This window comes from Hartmannibacter diazotrophicus, assembly GCF_900231165.1.
GTDB lineage: Bacteria > Pseudomonadota > Alphaproteobacteria > Rhizobiales > Pleomorphomonadaceae > Hartmannibacter > Hartmannibacter diazotrophicus.
Window position 1 is genome coordinate 37,796 of sequence record NZ_LT960615.1, and the last position, 24,377, is coordinate 62,172.

Annotated in this window: 19 protein-coding genes and 3 pseudogenes; 16 read left to right on the forward strand and 6 right to left on the reverse strand. The window is 61.0% G+C overall.

Annotated elements, in window-relative coordinates; genetic code table 11:
- Nucleotides 1-90 precede the first annotated feature (90 nt).
- The 3 genes from HDIA_RS24670 to HDIA_RS24680 all read right to left on the reverse strand — a co-directional run bounded on the left by HDIA_RS24670 (nt 91) and on the right by HDIA_RS24680 (nt 3,504).
- On the reverse strand, nt 91-1,602 hold the full coding sequence (locus HDIA_RS24670; protein WP_099559170.1) for an ABC transporter substrate-binding protein: 1,512 nt from the start codon (nt 1,600-1,602) through the stop codon (nt 91-93).
- Nucleotides 1,603-1,725: 123 nt separating this feature from the next.
- The gene (gene kdgD, locus HDIA_RS24675; protein ID WP_099559171.1) at nt 1,726-2,658 is read right to left on the reverse strand and encodes a 5-dehydro-4-deoxyglucarate dehydratase; all 933 of its coding nucleotides are present in this window, start codon (nt 2,656-2,658) and stop codon (nt 1,726-1,728) included.
- A gap of 69 nt (nt 2,659-2,727) precedes the next feature.
- On the reverse strand, nt 2,728-3,504 hold the full coding sequence (locus HDIA_RS24680) for a FadR/GntR family transcriptional regulator (protein WP_099559172.1): 777 nt from the start codon (nt 3,502-3,504) through the stop codon (nt 2,728-2,730).
- A 180-nt stretch (nt 3,505-3,684) separates the two neighbouring features.
- Between HDIA_RS24680 and HDIA_RS24685 the strand changes: the two genes are divergently transcribed.
- Nucleotides 3,685-5,217, forward strand: a complete 1,533-nt coding sequence (locus HDIA_RS24685; RefSeq protein ID WP_099559240.1) for an aldehyde dehydrogenase (NADP(+)) — start codon at nt 3,685-3,687, stop codon at nt 5,215-5,217.
- Between the two features lie 178 nt (nt 5,218-5,395).
- On the opposite strand, the pseudogene HDIA_RS24690 reads toward HDIA_RS24685, so the two are convergent.
- Nucleotides 5,396-5,918: pseudogene (locus tag HDIA_RS24690) on the reverse strand (IS3 family transposase); the annotation flags it as partial.
- A gap of 470 nt (nt 5,919-6,388) precedes the next feature.
- Between HDIA_RS24690 and HDIA_RS24695 the strand changes: the two are divergent.
- A complete protein-coding gene (locus HDIA_RS24695) occupies nt 6,389-6,652 on the forward strand; it encodes an ArsR family transcriptional regulator (protein WP_157775827.1) in 264 nt (87 codons plus the stop codon).
- A 112-nt stretch (nt 6,653-6,764) separates the two neighbouring features.
- Here HDIA_RS24695 and HDIA_RS24700 read toward each other — a convergent pair whose 3' ends face one another.
- Nucleotides 6,765-7,655, reverse strand: coding sequence for a LysR substrate-binding domain-containing protein (locus tag HDIA_RS24700; RefSeq protein ID WP_099559174.1), 891 nt, complete (start codon nt 7,653-7,655; stop codon nt 6,765-6,767).
- Nucleotides 7,656-7,809: 154 nt separating this feature from the next.
- Between HDIA_RS24700 and HDIA_RS24705 the strand changes: the two genes are divergently transcribed.
- The 8 genes and pseudogenes from HDIA_RS24705 to HDIA_RS24740 all read left to right on the forward strand — a co-directional run.
- The gene (locus HDIA_RS24705) at nt 7,810-8,559 is read left to right on the forward strand and encodes an SDR family NAD(P)-dependent oxidoreductase (RefSeq protein ID WP_099559175.1); all 750 of its coding nucleotides are present in this window, start codon (nt 7,810-7,812) and stop codon (nt 8,557-8,559) included.
- Between the two features lie 71 nt (nt 8,560-8,630).
- A complete protein-coding gene (locus HDIA_RS24710; RefSeq protein ID WP_099559176.1) occupies nt 8,631-9,476 on the forward strand; it encodes a transketolase in 846 nt (281 codons plus the stop codon).
- Nucleotides 9,473-10,483 (forward strand): transketolase family protein, encoded by a 1,011-nt coding sequence (locus HDIA_RS24715; RefSeq protein ID WP_099559177.1) that lies wholly within the window; start codon nt 9,473-9,475, stop codon nt 10,481-10,483. Before HDIA_RS24710 ends, HDIA_RS24715 begins: the two co-directional genes overlap by 4 nt.
- Nucleotides 10,484-10,643: 160 nt before the next feature.
- A complete protein-coding gene (locus HDIA_RS24720; RefSeq protein WP_173796361.1) occupies nt 10,644-11,660 on the forward strand; it encodes a TRAP transporter substrate-binding protein in 1,017 nt (338 codons plus the stop codon).
- Entirely contained in the window at nt 11,657-12,226 is a 570-nt protein-coding gene (locus HDIA_RS24725; RefSeq protein WP_099559178.1) for a TRAP transporter small permease, read from the forward strand. Before HDIA_RS24720 ends, HDIA_RS24725 begins: the two co-directional genes overlap by 4 nt.
- Nucleotides 12,223-13,479, forward strand: a complete 1,257-nt coding sequence (locus HDIA_RS24730; protein WP_099559179.1) for a TRAP transporter large permease — start codon at nt 12,223-12,225, stop codon at nt 13,477-13,479. The genes HDIA_RS24725 and HDIA_RS24730 overlap by 4 nt, the downstream gene beginning before the upstream one ends.
- A gap of 31 nt (nt 13,480-13,510) precedes the next feature.
- The gene (gene tkt, locus HDIA_RS24735; protein WP_099559180.1) at nt 13,511-15,529 is read left to right on the forward strand and encodes a transketolase; all 2,019 of its coding nucleotides are present in this window, start codon (nt 13,511-13,513) and stop codon (nt 15,527-15,529) included.
- Nucleotides 15,530-15,615: 86 nt separating this feature from the next.
- Nucleotides 15,616-16,430 (forward strand): annotated as a pseudogene (locus tag HDIA_RS24740) (IS3 family transposase); the annotation flags it as partial.
- 254 nt (nt 16,431-16,684) lie between these two features.
- Here the strand turns inward: HDIA_RS24740 and HDIA_RS24745 are convergent.
- A pseudogene (locus HDIA_RS24745) lies at nt 16,685-17,656 on the reverse strand (IS110 family RNA-guided transposase); the annotation flags it as partial.
- A 64-nt stretch (nt 17,657-17,720) separates the two neighbouring features.
- Here HDIA_RS24745 and HDIA_RS24750 point away from each other — a divergent pair.
- The 6 genes from HDIA_RS24750 to HDIA_RS24780 all read left to right on the forward strand — a co-directional run bounded on the left by HDIA_RS24750 (nt 17,721) and on the right by HDIA_RS24780 (nt 24,377).
- Complete coding sequence (locus HDIA_RS24750; RefSeq protein ID WP_099559181.1) at nt 17,721-18,614, forward strand: IS481 family transposase; 894 nt, start codon at nt 17,721-17,723, stop codon at nt 18,612-18,614.
- 229 nt (nt 18,615-18,843) lie between these two features.
- Nucleotides 18,844-20,097 carry an ABC transporter substrate-binding protein gene (locus HDIA_RS24755; RefSeq protein ID WP_099559182.1) on the forward strand — a complete coding sequence of 418 codons (1,254 nt, stop codon included), beginning with the start codon at nt 18,844-18,846 and terminating at the stop codon, nt 20,095-20,097.
- 468 nt (nt 20,098-20,565) lie between these two features.
- On the forward strand, nt 20,566-21,438 hold the full coding sequence (locus HDIA_RS24765) for a carbohydrate ABC transporter permease (RefSeq protein ID WP_099559184.1): 873 nt from the start codon (nt 20,566-20,568) through the stop codon (nt 21,436-21,438).
- A 12-nt stretch (nt 21,439-21,450) separates the two neighbouring features.
- Nucleotides 21,451-22,281, forward strand: coding sequence for a carbohydrate ABC transporter permease (locus HDIA_RS24770; RefSeq protein ID WP_099558295.1), 831 nt, complete (start codon nt 21,451-21,453; stop codon nt 22,279-22,281).
- 13 nt (nt 22,282-22,294) lie between these two features.
- On the forward strand, nt 22,295-23,296 hold the full coding sequence (locus HDIA_RS24775) for an ABC transporter ATP-binding protein (RefSeq protein ID WP_099559185.1): 1,002 nt from the start codon (nt 22,295-22,297) through the stop codon (nt 23,294-23,296).
- 169 nt (nt 23,297-23,465) lie between these two features.
- Nucleotides 23,466-24,377 (forward strand): AraC family transcriptional regulator, encoded by a 912-nt coding sequence (locus HDIA_RS24780; RefSeq protein WP_099559186.1) that lies wholly within the window; start codon nt 23,466-23,468, stop codon nt 24,375-24,377.

The window sequence follows — 24,377 nt, forward strand, 5'->3', positions numbered from 1 at the left end:
CCTCCAGGTCCGATCACGTCGATATCGCCGGCATGATACCGGGAAAGTCAGGGGGCTGAGGCCAGACATGTGCATCTGGCCCCCGCATGGTCAGTCCTTCAGACGAATGTCCGCGATCGGAATTTCGCTGTTCGTCGCAAGGCTCGGCTTCCAGTCGAGACGCGGACCGACACGCGTGTAGCCGATCATGTGGAACATCGGGATGTCGGCGACGATCTCATTATGGACTTTGTCGAAGATCGTCTGAAAATCCTTCGTCCGCTCTGCTCCCGTCGCTTCCAGCGCCCCGGCGATCGCCTTGTCGATGCCCGGATCGGACATCGCCGAATAGTTGCCGTCGGACGAATAGAAGATGGGGATGGTGAACGCCGCGTCGCCCTTGTTGTTGTCGTGCTGCATCTGCAGCAGCGTCGGACCGCGATCCTCCGGGAAGGGCTTTTGCAGATAGTGCAGCCAGTCGGCGACATCGAGCATCTGCAGCTTGATGTTGAGGCCGGCCTCCCGCCACATCTCCATCATGGCTTCCATCGCTTCGCCACCGTTCGGATAGATGCCGTTGCGGCCGATCAAGCGGATTTCCTTGTCTACCGGAACGCCGTCCTTGCGGGCTTCCTCAATCAGCGCCTTGGCTTTCCCCGGATCATAGCCCCAGGCTTTCAGGCCGTCGTCGTGGCCGTTGATGCCGGGAACAACCATCTGAGAGGCGCGGATGACATCATCGCCCAGAAGACCGCCAAGGCCTTCCCAGTCGATCGCCAGATTGAGCGCCTTGCGGACCCGCACATCGTCGAGCGGTGCGAATCCGAGGTCGATGCGGATATCCGTCGTCTCGGAATTGAGATAGGCGAAATCCGTCGCCTTGTTCGTCGCGTCCTGAATGGCGATCGAGGGGGTCAGATCGGCTTCTCCCGTCTCGACCATCGCGGCGCGGATCGACGATTCGCCACGCCAGACATAGGTCGCTTCAGCGACCTGGGGCTTGTCACCCCAATATCCGTCATAGCGGTCGAGCACGACCGTCTCGGGTGTGAAGGTTTTCAGTTTGTACGGCCCGGTTCCGACCGGATCGTTGACCGGCTGGTCGGCCGGAGTCTTCGGCGAGACGATCATGGCGACACTCAGAAGCGTCGGAAGGATCGGCAGCGGCTCCGCCGTCTTGATTTCCAGCGTTAAGTCATCGACCGGCGTCACCGTCAGTTTCACATCGCCGAACTTCGCCACGTTGCTACAGGTCAGCTTGCCACCCGTCATGCGGTCGATGGAATAGGCAGCCGCCTTGGCGTTGAAGGGCTCTCCGTCCTGAAAGGTCACGCCCTTGCGGAGATGAAAAATCCAGGTCTTTGCGTCCTTCTGCGTCCAGTCCGTCGCGAGCTTTGGCTCCGGTTGGCCACTCTTCGGATCGACGACCGTCAGCGGCTCGGTGATGTTCTGGCTGACGACCTGCCCGACACTGGTGATGATCGAGCCGCAGGGCTCCAGATTGCTCGGCTGCTCCGGCACGACGATCTTGATCGAACTGTCGGTTCCCGCGGCAAAGGCCGGCGCGGCCAGCGATAGCAGCAGGGCCGTCGCCGTCCCGCCGAGGAGCTTGTTCTTCCTCATAGTCGTTCCTCCCCATCTGGGTTGCGTTGATCCGCCTTGCGTTTGCGTCCGATGGCGGATTTTTTGTCTTTCTGGAGAACATGATCTTGGGGCCGGCCAGCATGGGCCGGCGTCAGGCCATACTCAGCCCACCCTTCGTTTGGCGGCCGTCTGCGGGCCACTCTGCGCCACGAGGTCGGCGAGCATGCCCTTCTCCTCGTCCGTCAGATCGGTCAGCGGCGGCCGAACGCGTCCCGGAGCAAAGCCGGCGAGCGCGACACCCGCCTTGATGATCGAAACGGCATAGCCGGGCTGGCGGTCGCGAATGGCAGCGAAAGGAAAGAAGAAGTCCTTCAGGATCGCTTCCATCGTCGCGCCGTCGCCAGCGCGCATCGCCTTGTAGAAGCGGACGGCGAGATCCGGCACGAAATTGAAAACCGCCGAGGAGTAGGTCGTGATACCGACGGCATTGAACGCCTCGGCGTAAAGCTCGTGCGTCGGCATGCCGCCGATATAGCAGAGCCGATCGCCGAGCTTGGCGGTGATCTCGCGCACCAGACCAACCTGGCCCGTCCCGTCCTTGAAGCCGACGAGATTGGGACATTCGTCGGAAAGGCGCGCCATCGTGTCGGCGCTCGCGACGGAGTTGGCCCGATTGTAGACGATCACGCCGAGCCCCGTTGACTGGCAGACGGCCTTCACATGACGGTAGATGCCTTCCTGCGGGGCACCGATGAGATAATGCGGAAGCAGCAGAAGACCGTCGGCTCCGGCCTTTTCGGCCCGACCCGCGATGTCCTTGGCGAGCTCCTGGCCATAACCACATCCGGAAATGATCGGAACATCGCCAGCAGCCTCCTTCGCCGCCTCGACGACGGCACCAACTTCCGCCGGCGAAAGCGAAAAGAACTCTCCAGTTCCGCCGGCAGCAAACAGCGCGGCCGCATCGAAGCCGGCCAACCACTCCACGTGCCTGCGGTAGCTTTCCAGATCGAGCCGAAGCCCGTCACCGAAATGCGTGACCGGAAAGGAGAGCAATCCGGAAGAAAGACACGTCTTGAGTTCGCTGGGGGACATGGAACAACTCGTATTAAGATGACTTCCATGTCTTCATATGATGACTATGAGATGACGTCAAGCCAAAACTCACTCCGGAGCAGCCGGCCGGCGCGCCGTGACAGCCCGATAACGCTTGATGCCGCCAAGGAGATGACGGCGCATGGCCTCGCGCGCGCGCTCCGGATCGCGCGCCAGAATGGCATCGGCGACCTCGGCATGTTCCTTGAGGAGAATCGCGTCGCGATTGGGCAGAGGGTCTACGCCGCCCATCACAGTGCGGAACTTGACACGCGGAATGATGCGCTTGCCGATATGCTGCAGGAAGGCCTTGAAGCGGTTGTTGTTTGTCGCCGCGGCGATTGCCATGTGGAAATCGAAATCTGCCTGATCGGTCGGCAGCCCCTCTTCGACCAATTGCTCGAAATGGCCGAGCTGCGCCTGGATCTCCGCTTCCTGAGCCGGAGAGCTGCGCAGCGCGGCAAGCCCAGCGGCTTCGACCTCGATGCCGATCCGCAGCTCCAGTTCCTCGATGATGTCGGAAATCTTGTCCGTTGCATGCGTGAAGAGCGCCAGTGTTTCGGGCTGCTGCGAGGGGCCCAGCACGAAGACGCCCACACCGTGCCGCGACTCAACCAGTCCATCCGCCCGAAGCAGGGCAATCGCCTCGCGAATGACCGTGCGACTGACGCCAAAGCGTTCCACCATCACGGGTTCCGTCGGCAATTTGTCGCCAGGTGCATAGTCACCGGCCTCGATCTGCTGCCGCAGATCGTCGGCAACCCGAGACGTCAGCGTCCTGCGAACACCGGGTTTCTCAACAATGGCCAAAGCACCTCTCCTTCGACAAATTCCGTATGCAGCCATCTTATCAGCGCGGGGGATCAAACGCCAAAAAATTCCTATTGACATATAATGACTATCCGTCAAGTCATCATGATCATTGCAGGTAAGCCGCCCCCCTCGGCGCCCCTTTCGGCAGCAACCGGAGACCCGGGTATGCGGGCGGCATCCGCGACGGCAATCCATAGCGAGGCGGAGGACGCGATGGCCATTCACGGCACATCACTGATCGGACAGCGTGACATCGTCGGATCGGAGACGACATTCAGGGCGATCGAGGCCACAACGGGACGGCCACTTGATCCGGTATTCGGCGGAGCCGGCAAGGCCGAACTGGAACAGGCCTGCGCTCTGGCGGCGGACGCCTTTGCGGCGTATCGATCCACCTCGCCCAGCGACCGGGCCGCCTTTCTGGACCAGATCGGCGTCAACATCGCGGCCCTCGGCGAGTTGCTGATCGAACGCTGCATGAGCGAAACCGGGCTGCCACGCCCACGCATCGAGGGTGAACGAGCGAGGACCATCGGCCAGCTTCGGCATTTCGCCGATGCCTTGCGCGACGGCCCTCATATCGGGGAACGCCATACTCCCGCTGATCCGGAGCGAAAGCCGCTTCCCCGCCCGGATCTGAGACTGCGGCACCTGCCGCTCGGCCCTGTCGCCGTCTTCGGCGCCTCGAACTTTCCTCTCGCCTTTTCGGTGGCCGGCGGCGATACGGCATCGGCCCTAGCGGCGGGATGCCCGGTGGTGGTCAAGGCGCATCCCGCCCATCCGGGCACGTCCGAACTGGTCGGGCGGGCTGTCCGGGACGCCGTCAAGGCCTGCGCTTTGCCGGAAGGTGTCTTTTCCTTGCTGTTCGGCGTCGGCAACGACATCGGCCAACGCCTCGTTGCGGATCCGCGCATCAAGGCCGTCGGTTTCACAGGCTCCCGGCAAGGAGGCATGGCCTTGATGAGGACGGCGGCCGAGCGCCCCGAGCCCATCCCGGTCTATGCCGAAATGAGCTCCATCAACCCGGTATTCCTCTTCCCCGCGGCACTGGCCACCCGCGGTGAAGGCATCGGACGGGCCTTCGCGGCCGCCCTTACGCTGGGCGCAGGCCAATTCTGCACCAACCCAGGCCTCGTCCTTGCTGTCGACGGCGACGGGCTCGAAGCCTTCATCGGCGGTGCCGTCGAAGCCCTTCATCAAAGCCCGCCGCAGACCATGCTGACTGCCGGCATCTTTGATGCCTACTGCCGCGGTGTCGACTTTCTTGGCGGCCAGCTGCGCGTTGAGACCCTGACCAAGGAGCCGACCTCGGATGCCTCGGCGGCCCGACCGGCACTCTTTGCCACGACGGCCGTTGATTTCCTTGAAGACAAACGGCTGCATGAGGAGGTCTTCGGCGCAGCATCACTGATCGTGCGCTGCCGCGATCAGGACGAGATGAGCCGGGTCGCGGCAACGCTAGAGGGCCAGCTGACCATTGCCATTCACATCGACGAGGAGGACCATCCATCGGCGCGCGCGCTGCTGCCCCTGCTTGAGACCAAGGCCGGGCGGCTCGTCGTCAATGGCTTCGGAACCGGCGTTGAAGTCGACCATGCCATGGTCCACGGCGGTCCTTTCCCCGCGACGTCCGACGGACGCTCCACCTCGGTCGGCAGTCTGGCGATCCGTCGCTTTTTGAGGCCCGTCTGCTATCAGAACATGCCGGGACGGCTGTTATCAGTCGGGTGCAACATCGCGGAATGAATTGCAAAAGCGGGGCCCAATTGTCCAACTCATCTCGCCTATAGCTGATCCTTCCCAAACGCTTGCCGCCCGGACGTCGGCCGTGGAAGCAGTACTGGCGACCTCGCCCGAAGCACCGTCACCGCAAAAGGATCATCCGCATTCTGAATAGCGCCGCGTTCTGTAGACCCCTTCGAGTTTAGGTTTGGTGCCGCCGTTCGAACTCGGCGGGTGAGAGCATGCCGTTGCGGACGTGTTTTCGGGGGGGGGCGGCGGTAGAACATCTCGATGTAATCGAGCACATCCTGGCGCGCTTCATCCCGCGTTCGATAGGTACGGCGCCTGATCCTCTCGCGCTTGAGCAGGTTGAAGAAGCTCTCGGCCACGGCATTGTCATGGCAGCTCCCAGGCCGGCTCATGGGGTGAGCCAGATTGTGGTGCCGCAGGAAGCTCGCCCAGTCCATGCTGGTGAATTGGGAGCCTTGGTCGGAATGTACCAGCACCGTGTTCTGCGGCTTCCGTCTCCAGACGGCCATATGATGGGCTTGAAGGACGACCTCGCTGGTCTGCTGGCTTTGCAGGGACCAGCCGATGACGCGGCGCGAGAACAGATCGATGACCACGGCCAGATAGGCAAAGCCCTCCATGGTCTTGATATAGGTGATGTCCGTTACCCAGACGGTGTCCGGCGCGTCGACGTCGAACTGCCGGGTTAAGGTTGAGCCTCCCCCACTGAACTGGTCCTCCGTTTCCTATGCATAGCGGTGGACCAGTTCAGTGGGGGAGGCTCATTTCCATTGAGCGTACAGACTACAGACCGCACGTCGGGATTGCCCGCCAAGGCCTTTCGACATGCCTCCATCTTGTCGTCAGAGCATCCAACTGCGCATTCTTGGTGACGGCCGCGAACTAGTACCACTTCGAGGGATGACCATTTATCGGGTAGAAGCGGCAGTATTCGTTCGTATTTTCCGGCCTGGTGGCCAACCTGCCCATAAGGGCGCATTCAGACGCCCACACGGTCCAATCTCGATCCCCTCGTGATGAGCCGCAGCTTCTCATACATCAATCGACGCTTAGACTAAGTTGGAGCAGAACTTTGGGATAAATGTTGGGACATTCGCCGCATCCATCCGACATAATAGAATAAATTCAATTATTTATCGAAATGAATGGCGGAAAGAGAGCCCGCTTGCCTGATGAAGATGGTCACCCGAGCATCGATGAGATGGAAATCTGCGCCCTGTTTTCGTGGCTGGCCGAACCTATGCGCCAGGAAGTGGTTCCGGCACTTGCGGCCGCGCTTTCGCAGATCCGCCTCTGCGAGTCCTTTGATCTGCCGGTGACGAAGGCGGCGCGCACCTATCATTTCCGCTTTTTGCACGAATCTGGCCTGATCAGTCAGGTCGACACCGGCAACGGCCGGACTAACGTTCTGCACATCTACGGTCTGTGACAGCGTTTTCCGGAGCAGATCGACCTGCTCCTCGCGTAGGCAAAGAAAGGACGTGTGCCCCGACGAGTTGGTGCCCAGCTGAATGCGCCGAGCATCCTTGCCGCATTGCCCGCTACGCATGACTTACGGGCGGCAAGGCAAGTTCGCTGGAAAGCCAATCGGAGAAAGCCCGGACGGACCGCCGCGGGCTTGCTGTTGGCGGATAGACAAGGAAATGGCCGATGTAGGTCGCGTCACGCGCGACGTTCGTCAGTGGTGCGACGAGACGGCCGCTGGCGATTTCCCGTTCCGCTAGACGTGTAGATTCCAAGGCGATACCCATGCCGTCGGCGGCAGCCGAAATCGCCATGAAACTGCGGTCAAAACGGCTGTCGCCGGGCGGTGGCGGCGGCAGTCCGTTGACCGCGAACCAGTCGCTCCAACGCACCTGCTTGTGCTCGCTTTCGATCAGGGGCAATTCGAAAAGATCCATCGGATCGCGAATGTCGCCTGCCATCTCCGGACGGCAGAGTGGCGTCACGATTTCTTCCCCGAGCGGAATGGCGATGAGCCCCTCCTGACGTGGCGGACCGTACCTGATGTCGAGATCAAATTCGTCGTTGTGGAAGCGCGGATAGTCCGTGCTGGCCGACAGACGTACTTTCAAGCCGGGCATGTTCGCCATCAGCACAGGCAGACGCGGCATGAGCCATTGCGCGGCCATGCTGGGCGCGCAATGCAGGCGAAGCAGCGCATCGGACCGGGCCCCGACAATTTCCAGCCCGTGGCGCATCTGGTTGAATGCGCTCGACACATGTCGCAGCAGAGTTTCGCCGCCCGGATTGAGGCGCACGCTGCGCCCCTCGCGCACGAATAGCTCCGTACCGACCTGATCTTCCAGCTTGCGGACGGCGTGGCTCACGGCGCTCGGCGAAATACCGAGTTCCTCGCCGGCGAGACGAAAGGAACCCGATCTCGCCGCAGCCTCGAAGACGCGAAGGGAACCGACCGGAATGTTCTTCATTACAATAGATGAGCAGATTTCATTGATTGATGCAATGTTTGCGTTTTACAGTTCTTCTTTCTGACATCAAACTCTCCGGCAATAACAACAAGCGGCCGCCGACACGATCAAAAGATCGGTATGGATCGACGGTTCGCACGATGGGGAGAGAGCCATGCTCCTTGAGGGCAAGACCGCCGTCATTTCCGGCGCGGCAGGACCGCGAGGCATCGGGTTCGCAACGGCCAGGACATTTGCGGCGCAGGGCGCCCGTGTCGCCATTCTCGATCTCGACGGAGAAGGCGCCAAGCGCGCGGCAAGCGAACTCGGCGATGGTCACATCGGCGTAGCCTGCAACGTCACCGACCGTGCCGACTGCGACCGGGCGATCGGCGAGGTTCTGGCGGCCTTCGGCGCCGTCGATATCCTGATCAACAACGCCGGCATCACCCAGGCGATCAAGGTCTGGGACATCGACGAAGGTTCCTGGGATCGCATCCAAGGCGTCAATCTCAAGGGCGTGCTCTTCCTCTCCCAAGCTCTCATGCCGCACATGCGCGGCCGCAAGCAGGGCGCCATCGCCTGCATGTCGTCGGTTTCGGCACAGCGCGGCGGGGGCATTCTCGGCGGCGCGCACTATTCGGCCGCCAAGGCCGGCGTGCTCGGGCTCGCCAAGGCGATGGCTCGTGAGCTTGGCGCCGACGGCATCCGCGTCAATTGCGTGACGCCTGGCCTCATCCAGACCGACATCAACGCCGGCAAGATCTCCGACGAAGCCCGCGGCAAGATTCTCGAGGGCATCCCGCTTGCCCGCCTCGGCGTGCCGCAGGACGTCGCCAACATCTTCCTGTTCCTGGCGAGCGACCTCTCCGCCTACCTCACCGGCACGGTCATCGACGTCAACGGCGGCATGCTGATCCATTGACGATGCCCCCAGCAGGTGCGCGTCCTCAAACGCCGCGCACTGTGCTCCTGACAATCGACGGAGGTGCGACCATGAATGCGCCCAATCCCGGCCATAACCGGCCGCTGACCGAAAAGGCCTACCAGATCCGCCGCACGGCCCTCCAGATGGGCAAGGTGCAGGGTCAGGGTTACATCGCCCAGGCCCTTGATGTCGCCGACATCCTGGCGGTGTCCTATTTTCACGCGCTGAATCTGAAGCCGGATGATCCCCATTGGGAGGACCGCGATCGCTTCTATCTCTCCATCGGGCATTATGCGATAGCGCTCTATGCCGTTCTCGTCGAGGTCGGCGTACTGCCGCGCGAGGAAGTGGAATCTTACGGCAGCGACAACAGCCGCCTGCCCATGTCCGGCATGGCGACCTATACGCCCGGCATGGAGATTACCGGGGGCTCGCTTGGCCAGGGTCTTCCGATTGCCGTTGGCGCCTGCCTCGGGCTGAAGCGCAAGGGCTCTGGCGCCTTCGTCTACAACCTGCTGTCCGACGGCGAACTCGGCGAAGGCTCGACCTGGGAGGCGGCCATGTCCGCCGCCCATTACCAACTCGACAATCTGATCGCCATCGTCGATGTCAACAACCAGCAGGCAGACGGCCCGCCGGCCACCGTGCTCTCCAGCGAGCCGATCGACGCGAAATGGCGCGCCTTCGGGTGGCACACGCAACGCGTCAACGGCAACGACATCGAGGCGCTCACGGCGGCCTTCGATGCGGCCCGCGCGTATGAGGGGCCGGAACCCCGCGTCATCGTCTGCGACACGTTGATGGGATGCGGTGTTTCCTTTCTGGAGGCGCGAGAGAAGAACCATTTCATCCGCGTCGATGCCGATGAATGGGACAAGGCCATCAGTGCCCTGGACGAGGAGTTTGTGGCATGAGCGCGGCAGGCAACCCAACGGCGGCCAAGCCCCGCCTCACGACATCGGCGATGATCGCTTCCATCGCCGGCGAAGGTCAGCGCACGAAGGCCGCACCCTTCGGCCATGCACTGGTGCAGCTTGCCGGCGAGCGGCCCGATGTCGTCGGCCTGACCGCTGACCTTGGCAAATACACCGACCTGCACATCTTCGCTCAGGCTTTCCCCGATCGCTACTACCAGATGGGCATGGCCGAACAGCTGCTGATGGGTGCCGCTGCCGGCATGGCGCGGGAAGGCTTCCTGCCCTTCGCCACCACCTACGCCGTCTTTGCGGCCCGTCGAGCCTATGACTTCATCTGCATGGCGATCGCGGAAGAAAACCTTCCGGTGAAGATCGTCTGCGCGCTACCGGGCCTAACGACCGGTTACGGTCCGAGCCACCAGGCAACCGACGACTTGGCGATTTTCCGCGCCATGCCGAACCTGATGGTGCTCGATCCCTGCGACGCGCTGGAGATCGAACAGGCCGTGCCCGCTATCGCGGCCCATCCGGGGCCGGTCTATATGCGCCTGTTGCGCGGTAACGTGCCTCTGGTGCTCGACGAATACGGCTATGAGTTCAAGATCGGCAAGGCGACCATGCTGCGAGATGGGGCCGATGTCCTGATCATCTCTACCGGCTTCATGACCATGCGCGCGCTTGAGACCGCCACCGCGCTTGCCCGTGATCAAATCGACGTCGGCGTGCTGCATGTGCCGACCCTAAAGCCGCTCGACGAGGAAACGATTCTCGCCGCGGCCGGCAAGCCAGGCCGGTTGGTCGTGGTCGCCGAAAACCATTCCATCGTCGGCGGCCTTGGCGAGGCGGTTGCAGGATTGCTGCTGCGCTCCGGCATCCACCCGATCTTTGGCCAAATCGCGCTGCCCGATGCATTCCTCGACGCGGGCGCCCTGCCGACGCTGCATGATCGCTACGGCATATCGACCGTGGAAATGTGTGCCAGGATCCGACACTGGCTGAAGTAAATCGCTGCCGGTAGGTATTTCCTGACCGTCCGGTCAACAACAATACCAACGCGTTTTGTAATTTTATTCAAGGCCTTGCCAACAAGAAGAAGGGCCTGAAACTCGCGGGAGCGACCGGAGAGGTCGCACGGCCCGCGACAGTATGGTGGGAGGAACCAAGATGAAGACGACAACGACCACTTCGCGTCGGGCCCTGCTCCAGTCCGCAGCCGCCCTCAGCCTTGCCGGCACGCTCTCCATGCCTTTCATCAGCCGGGCAAGAGCCGCCACGGCCCTCACCTTCGGCCACGGCGCCGCCCCCGGAAATCCGCGCACCATTGCCGCCGACAAATTCGCCGAGATCGTCAGGGAAAAGACCGGCGGTGCCGTCGAGATCACCGTTGCCGGTTCTGCGCAGCTTGGCAACGACAATGCCATGCTGACGAGCCTGCGCACGGGCGCGCTCTCGATTTCGGCCAACAGCCAGGGTACGGCTTCCTCGCTGGTGCCGGAACTGGCGGCCTTTGGCCTGCCGTTCCTCTTCCAGGACGCGGCGACTGCGATCAAGACCGTCTCCGGCTCGCTGACCGATCAGCTAGCGGCCAAGTTCGACGAAGTTGGCATCGTGCTCCTCGGCTTCTGGGACAACGGCATCCGCAACATCACCAATTCCAAGCGTCCAATCAAGGAACCGGCGGACCTCAAGGGTCTCAAGATCCGCACGCCCTCCGATCCAGCGACTATCGACATCTTCGAGTCGCTCGGCGCCGCCACTCAGCAGATCGCCTTCTCCGAACTCTACGTCGCGCTACAGCAGGGTGTCGTCGATGGTCAGGAAAACCCCCTCACCAACATCGCCAGCGCCAAGCTCTACGAAGTGAACAAATACATCAGCCTGTCGGCCCACAAATGGGAGAGTACGCCGATCCTGATGTCGAAGATCGCCTGGGCCCAGATCGATGACGCCGGCAAGGCTGCCATCAAGGTCGCCATGGCCGAGTGCACGACCCTGCAGATCGGCCTGTCGGCGGACGGCAACAAGAAGCTACTGGGCGAATTCAAGGCCAATCCAGCCGTCGAGGTAAACGAGGTCGACCTCGCGGCCTTCCGCAGGGCAACGGCGGGCGTCCTCGACAAGTGGCAGAACAAACCCTTCGGCGGTTTCGTGAAAGACCTTCGGTCGGCGGTCGGAGCATGACCAAGCCGCTAACGGCGACGGAGAAGAGCCAGATCGAAATGCCCGTGCTGCGGGTCCTCGATCTGGTGAACGGCCTGATTGGCCTTGTCTGCAAGACCGTAGTTGTGCTCGCCGGCCTCGTCATGCTCGGCAGCATAGGGCTCAACGTCGTGGCCCGTTACATCATCTCGGTCGGAGGACTCAACTGGGCGGAGGAGGTACCCAAGCTCGCCTTCGCCTGGTTCATCATGGCAGGTGTCGTGCTCGCCTTGCAGGGCGGCAACCATATTGCCGTGGATCTCATCTTCAGAGTGCTGTCGACGCGTCGGCGGCAGGTGCTGGTCGTGGTGATCAACCTGTTGATTACGGCCGCCTACATAGTGCTTTGCAGCGTCGCGCTACAGGTTGCGGACATTGCCGCGGCAGAGCGAAATCCACTGCTGGGCACGCCAGGAAGCCTTGGCTACTATGCTCTTGCGGTCGGCGCTGCCCTGACAGCAGTCGGTGCCGTCTCAATTGCAATCCGCGTCGCCCTGCTCGGACCTGATGCCGCGCCGGAAGGCCGTCCGGAGGACAGCGTGCAATGATCATCGTCCTCATTCTCCTCTTTCTCGGCCTTCTGGCGCTTGCCGTTCCGGTAGCACATGTGCTTGTCATTGCTTCGGGTGGCGCCCTGCTCTGGGGCGGACAGGTTCCGCTGATGCTGCTCGCTCAGCAGATGGTGGGCGAGACCCAGTCCTTTCCCATGCTGGCGCTACCCTTCTTCATCCTCGCCGGCAGCCTGATGATGTCGGGCCGGCTTGGCGAGGCGCTAATCGGTTTTGCAACCGAACTGGTACAGCGTTTTCGCGGCGGCCTTGGCTCGGTCAGCGTCGTCGGGAGCTGCGTCTTCGGCGGCGTTTCCGGATCGGCGGTGGCGGATGCAACCGCGCTCGGCGGCATGCTGATCCCTTGGCAGAAGCGCCAGGGCTATCCAGGTGGCTTCACTGCGGCCAATAATGCCGCCTCCGCCTCGATCGCCATCCTTATTCCGCCGTCGATCCCCTTCATCCTCTATTCCCTGGTGTCCGGCGTTTCGGTGGCCCATCTCTTCGTGGCAGGCGTGCTGCCCGGATTGATCCTGACAACTGGTTTCGTGACGGTCTGCAATCTCTCCGCACGCCTGCGCGGCTTTCCGCACAACGACCAGGCTTTCGACTGGCCCAAATGCCGCCGTCTCTTCGTCAGTGCATTGCCCGCGCTGGTGATGCCCATCCTGATTCTAGTGCTATTGCGCTTCGGCTTCGCTACACCGACGGAAGTATCCGCAATCGCGGTCTTCTACGCGCTCGCCGTGGGCGTCTTCGTCTATAGCGACATGACCGTCGGGCGTTTTATCAATGCCCTGATTGCCGCAGGCGTCGCGACCGGCGTCGTGATGCTGGTAATCATGGGCTCCTCGGCCGTCGGCTGGCTGATGACTTTCGCCCAAGTGCCGCAGCGGTTCGCCGCATGGTCGCTGGAAACCCTGCAGGAGCCGTGGCTGATCATCCTGGCGATGAACTTTATCATGCTGGTTGCAGGCATGTTCATCGACCTGCCGGCGGCGATCCTGCTGCTCGGACCGATCTTCGTACCCCTCGCCAATGCCATCGGCCTCGACCTCACCCAACTCGGCCTCATCATGGTGCTCAATCTCGCCGTCGGACTCTATACGCCTCCGGTCGGCACGACACTCTTCATCTCGGCGTCGATCGCAAGGGTCTCAATCATCGCTGCCTCGCGCGAGCTCTGGCCGTTCTATCTCGTAGCCATCTCCTCCGTGATTGCCTTCAGCTACCTGCCATTCCTGACGCTTTGAGCCGGCGGGTCCGTCTACCGGAGCTTTCTTGATGCCCGTATCAATCCGCGACCGCATGGCCGATGCCATCCGCTTTCTCTCACTTGACGCCATCGAGCGGGCGACGGACGGACATCCTGGCGCACCGCTCGGCTGCGCGGAAATCATTACGGCACTGTTCACGCGGCACATGAAGTTCGATCCGCAAAATCCGCTATGGCCGGATCGCGACCGCTTTGTCCTCTCCAACGGTCACGGCTCCATGCTGCTCTATTCGGCGCTACACCTTTCCGGCTACGAAGGGATTTCGATCGACGAGATCCGCAATTTCCGCGTGCTCGGCTCGCACACCCACGGCCACCCGGAGCGTGCACCCGAACTCGGCATCGAAGTGACCACGGGCCCGCTCGGCCAGGGGATCGCCAACGCCGTCGGCATGGCGGTGGCCGAGGCCCGGCTTGCCGCTTTCATCGGACCCGATATTGTCGACCATCGCACTTTCGCGCTCGTCGGCGACGGCTGTCTGATGGAGGGCGTTGGGCAGGAAGTGATCTCGCTCGCCGGTCACCTGCGGCTCGGCAAGCTTTGCTTCCTGTGGGACGACAACCGGATCACCGACGATGGCAGCACGGATCTCTCAATCTCCGAGGATGTCCGCGGGCGGTTCCGCATCGCCGGCTGGCAGGTGATCGATGTAGACGGTCACGATATCGACGCTGTGACGGAGGCCCTCAAGGCGGCCGACGCCGACGAGCACCCCTCAATGATCGCCTGCACCACGGTCATCGGGCGGGGCCTGCCACGCCTCGAAGGCAGGCGCGGCGCCCACGGCGGACGGGTCTACTCTGCCGACCTCGTCGAGGCGCGCGAGGCGGCCGGCTGGACGCACGGCCTCTTCGAGGTTCCGTCCGATGTGTACAAAGCATGGACGGACGGCGCCTCTGTCCGCAATCGCCCAAATGTTGCCGCCTGGGAGGCAGCCGTGGCCGCGCTTCCCGCCAACCGGCGGGCGGAATTCGAGCGGCTGATGCGCGGCGACCTGCCAGACGGCTGGCGCGAGATGCTGACTGCCCATCGCAAACGCCTAGCCGAGGAAGCGACGACGCGCTCCTCCAACGAGGCGACGGCCGAGATCGTTAACCTGCTCGCCGAGACGATTCCCGAGCTTCTTCCCGGTGCGCCCGATCTCGAAGGCCCCACCAACTGCAAGGGCAAGCTTGTGGCCTTCACGGCCGAAGAACCCACCGGCCGATATTTGCACTACGGCATTCGCGAGCATGCCATGGGCTCGATGATGAACGGCATCGTCGCCCATGGCGGTGTCCTGCCGTTGGGCGCGACCTATCTGGTCTTTTCCGACTACATGCGCCCCGCATTGCGCATGGCAGCACTGATGGACCTACCGGTCGTCACCATCTACAGCCACGACAGCATCGGCATCGGCCGCAATGGGCCAACCCACCAGCCGGTGGAATATCTCGCCTCCCTGAGGGCTATGCCGAACATGGCCGTGTTCCGGCCAGCGGACGCGGTCGAGACCGCCGAATGTTGGGAACTGGCGCTCGACCGGCGTGGCGGTCCGTCGTCGATGATCTGCTCGCGCCAGCCACTACAGGCTCTACGATGCGACGGCGGTACACAGAATAAATCTGCCGCCGGGGCCTATGTGCTGGCCGAGGCGGAAGGAGGCCCAAGGACCGTAACGCTGCTCGCTACCGGTTCGGAAGTGGCGCTCGCCGTTGCCGCCCGTGATCGTCTGCAGGCAGATGGCGTCGCGACCGCCGTCGTCTCCATGCCCTGCTGGGAACTCTTCGAAGCGCAATCGGTCGCCTACCGCAACGCGGTCCTCGGGCCTGGAACGATTCGCGTCGGCGTTGAGGCGGCGGTCCGCCAGGGCTGGGACCGATGGATCGGCCCGAATGGCGGTTTCGTCGGCATGACGGGCTTCGGCGCCTCCGGCGCGTCGGACGATCTATACCGCCATTTCGGGATCACAGTCGGGGCAATTGTGGAACAAGCAAAATCACGGATCGAGAAAAATTTTGAGCAAATTTCCTTGGCCCAATTTTAGGCTGTAGTGACAATTTGGGAATTCCCGACTTGAGCCTCCCCCACTGAACTGGTCCACCGCTACGTATAGGAAACGGAGGACCACAGATGGCGACCAAGCGACACAAGCCGGAAGAGATTGTCACGAAGCTGCGGCAGGTTGAGGTGCTTGTCGGACAAGGCATGGTGCGGCTGGATGCTATCCGCCAGATGCACATCACCGAGCAGACCTACTACCGCTGGCGCAAGCAATATGGCGGGATGGGCACCGGTCAACTGAAGGAATTGAAGCGGCTGCAGAAGGAGAATGAGCGGCTTCGCAAGGCCGTCTCGGACCTGACGTTGGACAAGCTGATCCTGAAGGAAGCTGCCCGGGGAAACTTCTGAGCCCGTCGCGTCGCCGGGCCTGCATCGAGCATGTTCGTGGCCTGCTGGCAGTGTCGGAGTGCCGGGCCTGCCAAGTGTTGGGTCAGTACCGGTCCATCCAGCGGCGCCGTCCGACGGGGCGAGCCGACGACGAGCGTCTGTTGGCCGACATGATTGAACTGACCCGGCAATACGGGCGCTACGGCTATCGTCGGATCGCCGCTTTACTGCGTGATGCGGGATGGCAGGTCAGTGATGGTCGGATTGAGCGGTTGTGGCGACGTGAGGGGCTGAAAGTGCCATCGAGGCAACCGAAGAAGGGACGGCTCAGGCTGAACGACGGCTCCTGCGTCCGGCTGCGACCGCAATACCGCCATCATGTCTGGTCCTATGACTTCGTTCACTGTCGAACCGATGAAGGCAAGGTCTTCCGCACCCTGAACATCCTCGACGAGTTCAGCCGGGAATGTCTGACGATCCGGGTCCGCAGGAAGCTGAAATCAACCGACGTCATCGACGCACTCACCGATCTCTTCATCCTGCGCGGACCGCCCGCCTAGATCCGCTCTGACAACGTCCTATGTCGGGAAATTTTGGCTGCTTAGGTCAGCAGGTCTTGGGGCATCCGGTGCTCCGGACACCCTGATACGGTTACCCAGACGGGCTCTGCCGTCAAGAAATGATCTCTTCCATAGCAAACACAGGGTACGCGCTGCGGCGGCCCTCACCGTCCTCAATACGAGATCCGAAATCCCAAGCAGAAAGCCCGAACATTATCTACGAGGTCAGCAAACTGCCTCCACGGCTCATGTCAGAGAGAGGTCCTTCCGCCTGGGCTCACCCCCTCGAAGAAGGGGCGATAGGGTACGCCGTGTTTGACCACGGCGTGTACGGTGCGCGCCATCTTGGCCGCGATCGCGGTGTAGGCCTTGCGACGCAGATGGGCATTGTGTCGATCCTTTGAGATGTAGCGTTCGAACTTGTCGCGGAAGCTGTTGGTTCGCTTGAGAACGGCGGTCTGGCCGGCCATCCAGAGGGTGCGTCGAAGTCGGGCATTGCCATACTTGGAGATCCTGCTCTGTCCGCGAAACTTGCCGGACTGGACGGTGGCGAGGTCCATGCCACAGAACTTCAGAAACTGTCGGTGGTGGTGGAAGCGGCGCAGGTCACCGGCCTCGGCCAGGATGGTCATGGCGTTGATCGGGCCGATGCCGGGAATGGTTGTCAGCAACCGATAGTCGGGAAGGTCCGACAGCAACTCGACGGCCCGGGCTTCGATCTCATCACGCTGGCGGATCAGACTGCGGCCTTCCGCGAGAACGAGCCGGAACATGCGGACCGCGTCGGAATCCGGGTGGACAGGAAGTCCAACTGGGCCAACGGCTGTCGCGTAAATATCTGAAAGGAGGTGCTCTTTAGACACCTTGCGACCGACGACCTCCCAAACATCGGCGATGAAAGCATCTTGGCTCATGGCCGTGATCATGTGCGGCGAGGGATACCTCTCCAGAAATGCCAGGAACCAATCCGTTCGCGAGCTCCGGTGAAATCGCTCGGCCTCGGGAAAGTAGAGCGGCAGGTAATGCGTCAGGATGCGGTGCCAGAGCTCGGTCTTCGAGCGCGAGACGATCTCGTGGGTCTTTGACAGTTCCTGGATATCGGCAGTCCCGACAACCAGCGGGTCATGGTAGAACTGCACGGCCCCGATCTCCAGCATGTGCAGGATGACCTGAGCGTCCTTCGGATCGTTCTTGTCCCAGCTATTGTGCAGCGCCTCACGTGTAGATATGCCGGTACTCGCGGGACATCTCCAATAAGCTCAATTTTCTGGAGCGACGGAGGTGTTCATGGGCAAGGATCAACGCGAGATCGCGCGCAAGCTTCGTATTCTGCACCACGCCGAGGAGACCGGTCATGTTGCGAAGACCTGTCGATATTTCGGCATTGGCCGCAGCAGCTTCTACCGATGGCGCGAGGCTTATCGTAAGGACGGTGAGGCCGGTCTGGTGAACCGGCCACCAATTCCAAAATGGCATGCCAATCGGACGCCGGTCGCAATCGAGGAGAAGGTCCTCCATCTTCGCAGCAAATACCACCTCGGCCCGATGCGGATCGTCTGGTATCTGGCGCGCTACCACGGCATCAATCTCTCAGATGCGACAGTCTCCCGGATCCTCAAGCGCCATGGCGTGAACCGGCTGCCGCGTGGGACCCGGCTGCGGAAGGTGCACACCAAGCGATACAACAAACAGGTGCCGGGCCACCATATCCAGATGGACGTCAAATTCTTGACGTTCAAAGGAAGCGGCGGCGAGAAGATCCGCCGCTTCCAGTTCACCGCTATCGACGATGCAACGCGGGTGCGGGCGCTCAAGATCTATGACAAGCACACTCAAGCCAGCGCCATAGACTTCGTTGACCACGTCATCGAGAGTTTTCCATTCCGCATTCAGGAAATCAGGACCGATAACGGCCATGAGTTCCAGGCGAAATTCCATTGGCATGTCGAGGATAAAGGTATCCGCCATGCCTACATCCGGCGAGGCACACCGCAGTTGAACGGCAAGGTCGAGCGCTCGCACCGATCGGACAGCCAGGAATTCTACCAACTGCTCAGTTACAAAGGCGACATCGATTTGGCGGCCAAGCTCGATGAATGGGAGCGCTTCTACAACTTTGCCAGACCGCACGGCGCGTTCAACGGCAAGACGCCTTACGAGGTGCTCCGAGAGAAACTATAATCGCACAAAGAGATGTCCCGAAAGCAACCGCGGCTTACAAGACGCAACTCAATCTCTTCAGGCAAAAAAGTATTAGTTTTTTGTTTGGCGCGGCATAGAGCGAGCACCAATTACCCCATAAAAATTATTCAGCTGCTTCGAGACAAGGCGGCAGAGAGAAAAATTGGGAGGAAAAGACGTGTTTAAAACGATTATACTGAGCGCGTGTTCTGTGTTCGCATTCGTTGGTATGGCGTCGGCCGAGACGCTCACGATTGCGACAGTAAACAATGGTGACATGGTCCGGATGCAAAAGCTGACGGATGACTTCAAGGCGAGCAATCCCGGCATCGACCTTGAGTGGGTCACGATGGAGGAGAATGTCCTGCGCCAGAAGGTGACGACGGACATCGCCACCAAGGGCGGCCAGTTTGACGTGCTGACCATTGGCACTTATGAAGTTCCGATCTGGGCCAAACAGAACTGGTTGCTTCCACTCGAAAATCTCGGCGCCGACTACGACGTCGACGATCTGCTTCCGGCGATCCGCGCAGGACTGTCGCAGGACGGCAAGCTTTATGCGGCACCATTCTACGGCGAAAGCTCGATGGTGATGTACCGCAAGGATCTCATGGAGAAGGCCGGGCTGACGATGCCCGACGCGCCAACCTGGGACTTTATTGCCGATGCCGCCCGCAAGATGACGGACAAGGCTGGTGAAGTCTATGGTATCTGCCTTCGTGGCAAGGCCGGCTGGGGCGAGAACATGGCCTTCCTGACGGCCATGTCGAACTCCTTTGGCTCGCGCTGGTTCGACGAGAACTGGGAGCCGCAGTTCGATCAGCCGGAATGGAAGGAGACTCTCTCCTTCTACGTCGACCTGATGCATGACGCCGGACCGCCCGGAGCCTCCTCGAACGGCTTCAACGAGAACCTTGCGCTATTCCAGTCCGGCAAGTGCGGCATGTGGATCGACGCGACGGTTGCGGCGTCCTTCGTGACCAACCCGAAGGACTCGACGGTTGCCGACAAGGTAGGCTTCGCGCTCGCTCCGGACAACGGTCTTGGCAAGCGCGGCAACTGGCTCTGGGCCTGGTCCCTGGCAATTCCCGCCGGTACGCAGAAGGCGGAAGCCGCGGAGAAGTTCATCTCCTGGGCAACGAGCAAGCACTATTTGGAACTGGTCGCGTCAAAGGAAGGCTGGGCGAACGTGCCTCCGGGCACCCGGACCTCGCTTTACGAGAACCCGGAATATGCGAAAATTCCTTTCGCCAAGATGACGCTTGACTCGATCAACGCGGCTGATCCGCTCCATCCGACCGTCAAGCCGGTGCCCTATACCGGCATCCAGTTCGTCGCGATCCCTGAGTTCCAGGGGCTCGGCACGGCGGTGGGTCAGCAGTTCTCGGCAGCTCTTGCCGGTCAGGCCACTGTCGATCAAGCGCTCAGCAGCGCTCAACAACTCGCCAAGCGCGAGATGATGAAGGGCGGCTACATCAAGTGATGTGAGTCCGCCATTCTGGGTGAAGCCGCTCCTCCCTGCGGCTAAGCCCCTGTCCTCCCAGGACACTTCCGCCCGCCGGTTCTCTTCCCCGGCGGGCGGAAACTTGGATGCGCCAGGGCGTGTTCTCAAAATGCCGAAGCCGGTTTTTCGGACAAGAAGCCGCAGAGAAACAAAAGCTGATAGCGCTTTCCCGAAAGGTAACGTGCAGCGCCGGCTTTTCCGATGCGCGCACTGGTGAATGGACCGGCTTGCGGAGCGCAAGCTGGCGGTTGGGTCGTCACTCAAGTGAAGTTGGGCACCACACGGGTGGAGGATTTCCACCCTATCCTGCCGGAGTTCGACGGTTGCCACGTCGGGCGTTTGAGCGCGGCGGAGCATGCTGGCAAACTGCCGCTCGACGAAACTCTGGCTGCGATGCATGGCACCACGGCCCCATGAACAGCCCATAACAAAAAGGAAGAGGCGGACATGGCAACGCTGCACACGAAGGCTTCGGCCCGCCTGATGATGTCGCCGGCGGTTATCCTGCTCTTCCTGTGGATGATCGTTCCGCTGGTGATGACGCTCTACTTCTCCTTCCTGCGCTACAATCTGTTGATGCCGGGGATGGAGGAGTGGGCGGGCTTCTTCAACTACCAATACTTCGTCACCGATCCCGCCTTTTCCGACGCCATCGCCAACACGCTGATCCTCGTCGTCGGTGTGCTGATGATCACCATTGTCGGCGGCATTCTCTTTGGCTTGTTGCTTGACCAGCCCTTCTATGGCCGCGGCATCGTGCGGCTGATGGTCATCGCCCCCTTCTTCGTGATGCCCACCGTCTCGGCGCTGGTCTGGAAGAACATGATGATGCACCCGGTCTACGGCGTCTTCGCCTGGATCGCGCGCACCTTCGGCCTGCAACCGGTCGACTGGCTCTCCAGCGTGCCGCTCTTCTCGATCATCATGATCGTCGCATGGCAGTGGCTGCCGTTTGCGACACTGATCCTTCTGACGGCGCTGCAGTCGCTCGATTCGGAGCAGAAGGAAGCCGCGGAGATGGACGGCGCCGGCTTCGTCTCGCGCTTCATCTACATCGTGCTGCCGCACCTTTCGCGCGCCATCACGGTGGTGGTCCTGATCGAGACCATCTTCCTGCTTTCGGTCTTCGCCGAGATCCTCGTCACCACCGGCGGCGGACCCGGCACCCAGACCACCAACCTCACCTATCTCGTCTACACCCAGGCTCTCCTGCAATACGACGTCGGCGGGGCCTCGGCGGGCGGCATCATCGCGGTCATCCTCGCCAACATCGTTGCGATCTTCCTGATCCGCATGATTGGCAAGAATCTCGACAAGTAAGGAGGCACCGACATGGCACGCAAAGTCTCCACACGGCAGACCGTGATCTTCACCGTCCTCGGCTGGACGATCGGCTTCCTGATCTTCTTCCCGATCCTGTGGACGTTCCTGACCAGCTTCAAGACCGAGGGCGAGGCGATCGCCAATCCCCCGAGCTTCCTGTTCTTCGAATGGACGACGGAGAACTACCTGGAAGTGCAGTCGCGTTCCAACTACTTCCTGCACTTCGGCAACTCTGTGGTCATCGCCATCGGATCGACCATCCTCGGACTGATCATCGCGGTGCCGGCGGCCTGGGCCATGGCCTTCTCGCCGACCAAGCACACCAAGGATGTGCTGATGTGGATGCTCTCCACCAAGATGATGCCGGCGGTGGGCGTTCTGGTCCCGATCTACCTGCTCTTCCGGGACTGGGGCCTGCTCGACACCCGCACGGGCCTGACCGGCATCATGACCATGATCAACCTGCCGATCATCGTCTGGATGCTCTACACCTACTTCCGCGAGATTCCGGGCGAAATCCTGGAAGCCGCCCGCATGGACGGCGCCTCGCTTGCCAAGGAAATCGTCTACGTCCTCACCCCGATGGCCGTTCCCGGCATCGCCTCCACCATGCTGCTCAACATCATCATGGCCTGGAACGAGGCATTCTGGACGTTGAATCTCACGGCCGCCAAGGCCGCCCCGCTGACGGCGTTCATCGCCTCCTATTCGAGCCCCGAAGGTCTCTTCTGGGCCAAGCTCTCGGCGGCCTCCACCATGGCGATCGCCCCGATTCTCATCCTCGGTTGGTTCAGCCAGAAGCAGCTCGTGCGCGGGCTCACCTTCGGCGCCGTGAAGTGAAGGAAGAACAACAATGGGCAATATCCAGCTTCAGGGCGTGACCAAGTCCTTCGGCGAGACGACCGTCATTCCCTCGATCGACCTCGAGATTGCCGACGGCGAGTTCGTGGTCTTCGTCGGTCCGTCGGGCTGCGGCAAGTCCACGCTCCTGCGTCTCATCGCGGGCCTGGAGGATATCTCCGGCGGCAAGATCGTCATCGACGGCAAGGATGCCAGCGACAGCCCGCCCGCCAAGCGCGGCCTGGCGATGGTGTTCCAGTCCTACGCGCTCTATCCGCATATGAGCGTCTACAAGAACATCGCCTTCCCGTTGAAGATGGCTGGAATGGAGAGCCCGGCCATCGACAAGAAGGTGCGCGATGCCGCGCAGGTGCTGAACCTTACCGACTATCTCGAACGCCGGCCGGGGCAGCTTTCCGGCGGCCAGCGCCAGCGCGTCGCCATCGGCCGGGCCATCGTGCGCGAACCGGCGGCGTTCCTCTTCGACGAGCCGCTGTCCAACCTCGATGCCGCTTTGCGCGTCGGCATGCGGCTGGAGATCAGCGAACTGCATCAGCGGCTCAAGACCACCATGATCTACGTCACCCACGACCAGGTCGAGGCCATGACCATGGCCGACAAGATCGTGGTGCTCAACAAGGGCAACATCGCCCAGGTGGGCACGCCGCTCGAGCTCTATCACCACCCGCGCAATCTCTTCGTCGCCGGCTTCATCGGCTCGCCGAAGATGAACTTCGTCACCGGCGCCGACGCGGAGAAGCTGGGCGCTAAGACCATCGGCGTGCGCCCCGAGCATATGATCCTCTCCACCACCGAGGGGACCTGGCAGGGGATCGTCAATGTCTCCGAGCACCTCGGCTCCGACACCTATCTCCATGTCACCGTCGAGGGTCAGGACATCATGACGGTTCGCGTCGGCGGCGAATTCCCCGTCCACTATGGCGACCGCGTTTTCCTGACCCCCGAGCAGGGCAAGGTCCACCGCTTCGACGCCGACGGTATGGCATTTGAATAGACAAAGCAGTTAATTGTGCCGCTTGGATACTGGGATTTTTCTTCTGGCATGGCATTGATCCGCTCAACAGGCGCTCATGAGGCAGTATTTATTGGGAAGCTGTATAAATTTGAGAGTGATTATTATCAAAACTCAGTGAAACAACTGTCGAGAAATTTGGAGTTTTGCAATGAACGCCGAATTGACACCAGAGAGACAGCAAATGCAATCGCCGCAGTTTGAACGAATAGCCTGTGGCGCTTCAGAAAGTTTTGTCTGGCGTGTTGATGATTACCCCTGGCAGTTTTCTACGTGGAACTGCCATCCGGAGTTCGAAATACATCTCATAAGGCACTCCAGCGGGATCGCCATGGTGGGCGATTACATCGGAAATTTTGGTCCGGGCGATTTGACGATTATCGGAAGCTGGCTGCCGCATGACTGGATTTCTTTCAGGCAGCCCGGCTCGAACCTGCCCGGACGTGACTTGGTGATCCAATTTGATCCCCACAGAATTCTCAACAGTGCGGTGATTTTCCCCGAACTTGCTCATCTCTCCGACCTCTTTGATCGGGCTCTCAACGGAATTCGATTTACCGGGAAATCAGCCCAGCAATTTGCAGAGCAGCTCGAAAGACTTGGAGACTCAAAGGGCGCGGACCGCGTCGGACGCTTTTTTTCAATTCTTGAGGCTATGTCTGATGAGACATCCTATGAAATACTTTCAAAAGCAAGACAAACATCTTTGAACAAGAATGACAACGATATAATTCAGAGAGTAATTGAACATTTAAAACAGAATATATCGGAAGAAACATCGCTTGCGGAGTTGGCGGCAGTTGCCAAGATGACTGAAACGTCGTTCAGTCGATTCTTTGGCCGTCATGTCGGAATTACTTACAGTGAATTCAAAACAAGATTACGAATTGGCCGCGCCTGCAGCTTGTTGCGCAGTTCGAATGAAACGGTCGCCAATATAGCCTTGGATTGCGGATACAATAATCTCGCAAATTTCAATCGACGATTTCTATCAATTCAAGGCTGCACCCCGCGTGAATACAGAAAGAAAGCTGAAGATCCGACAAATGGTGGAGAAAAATAG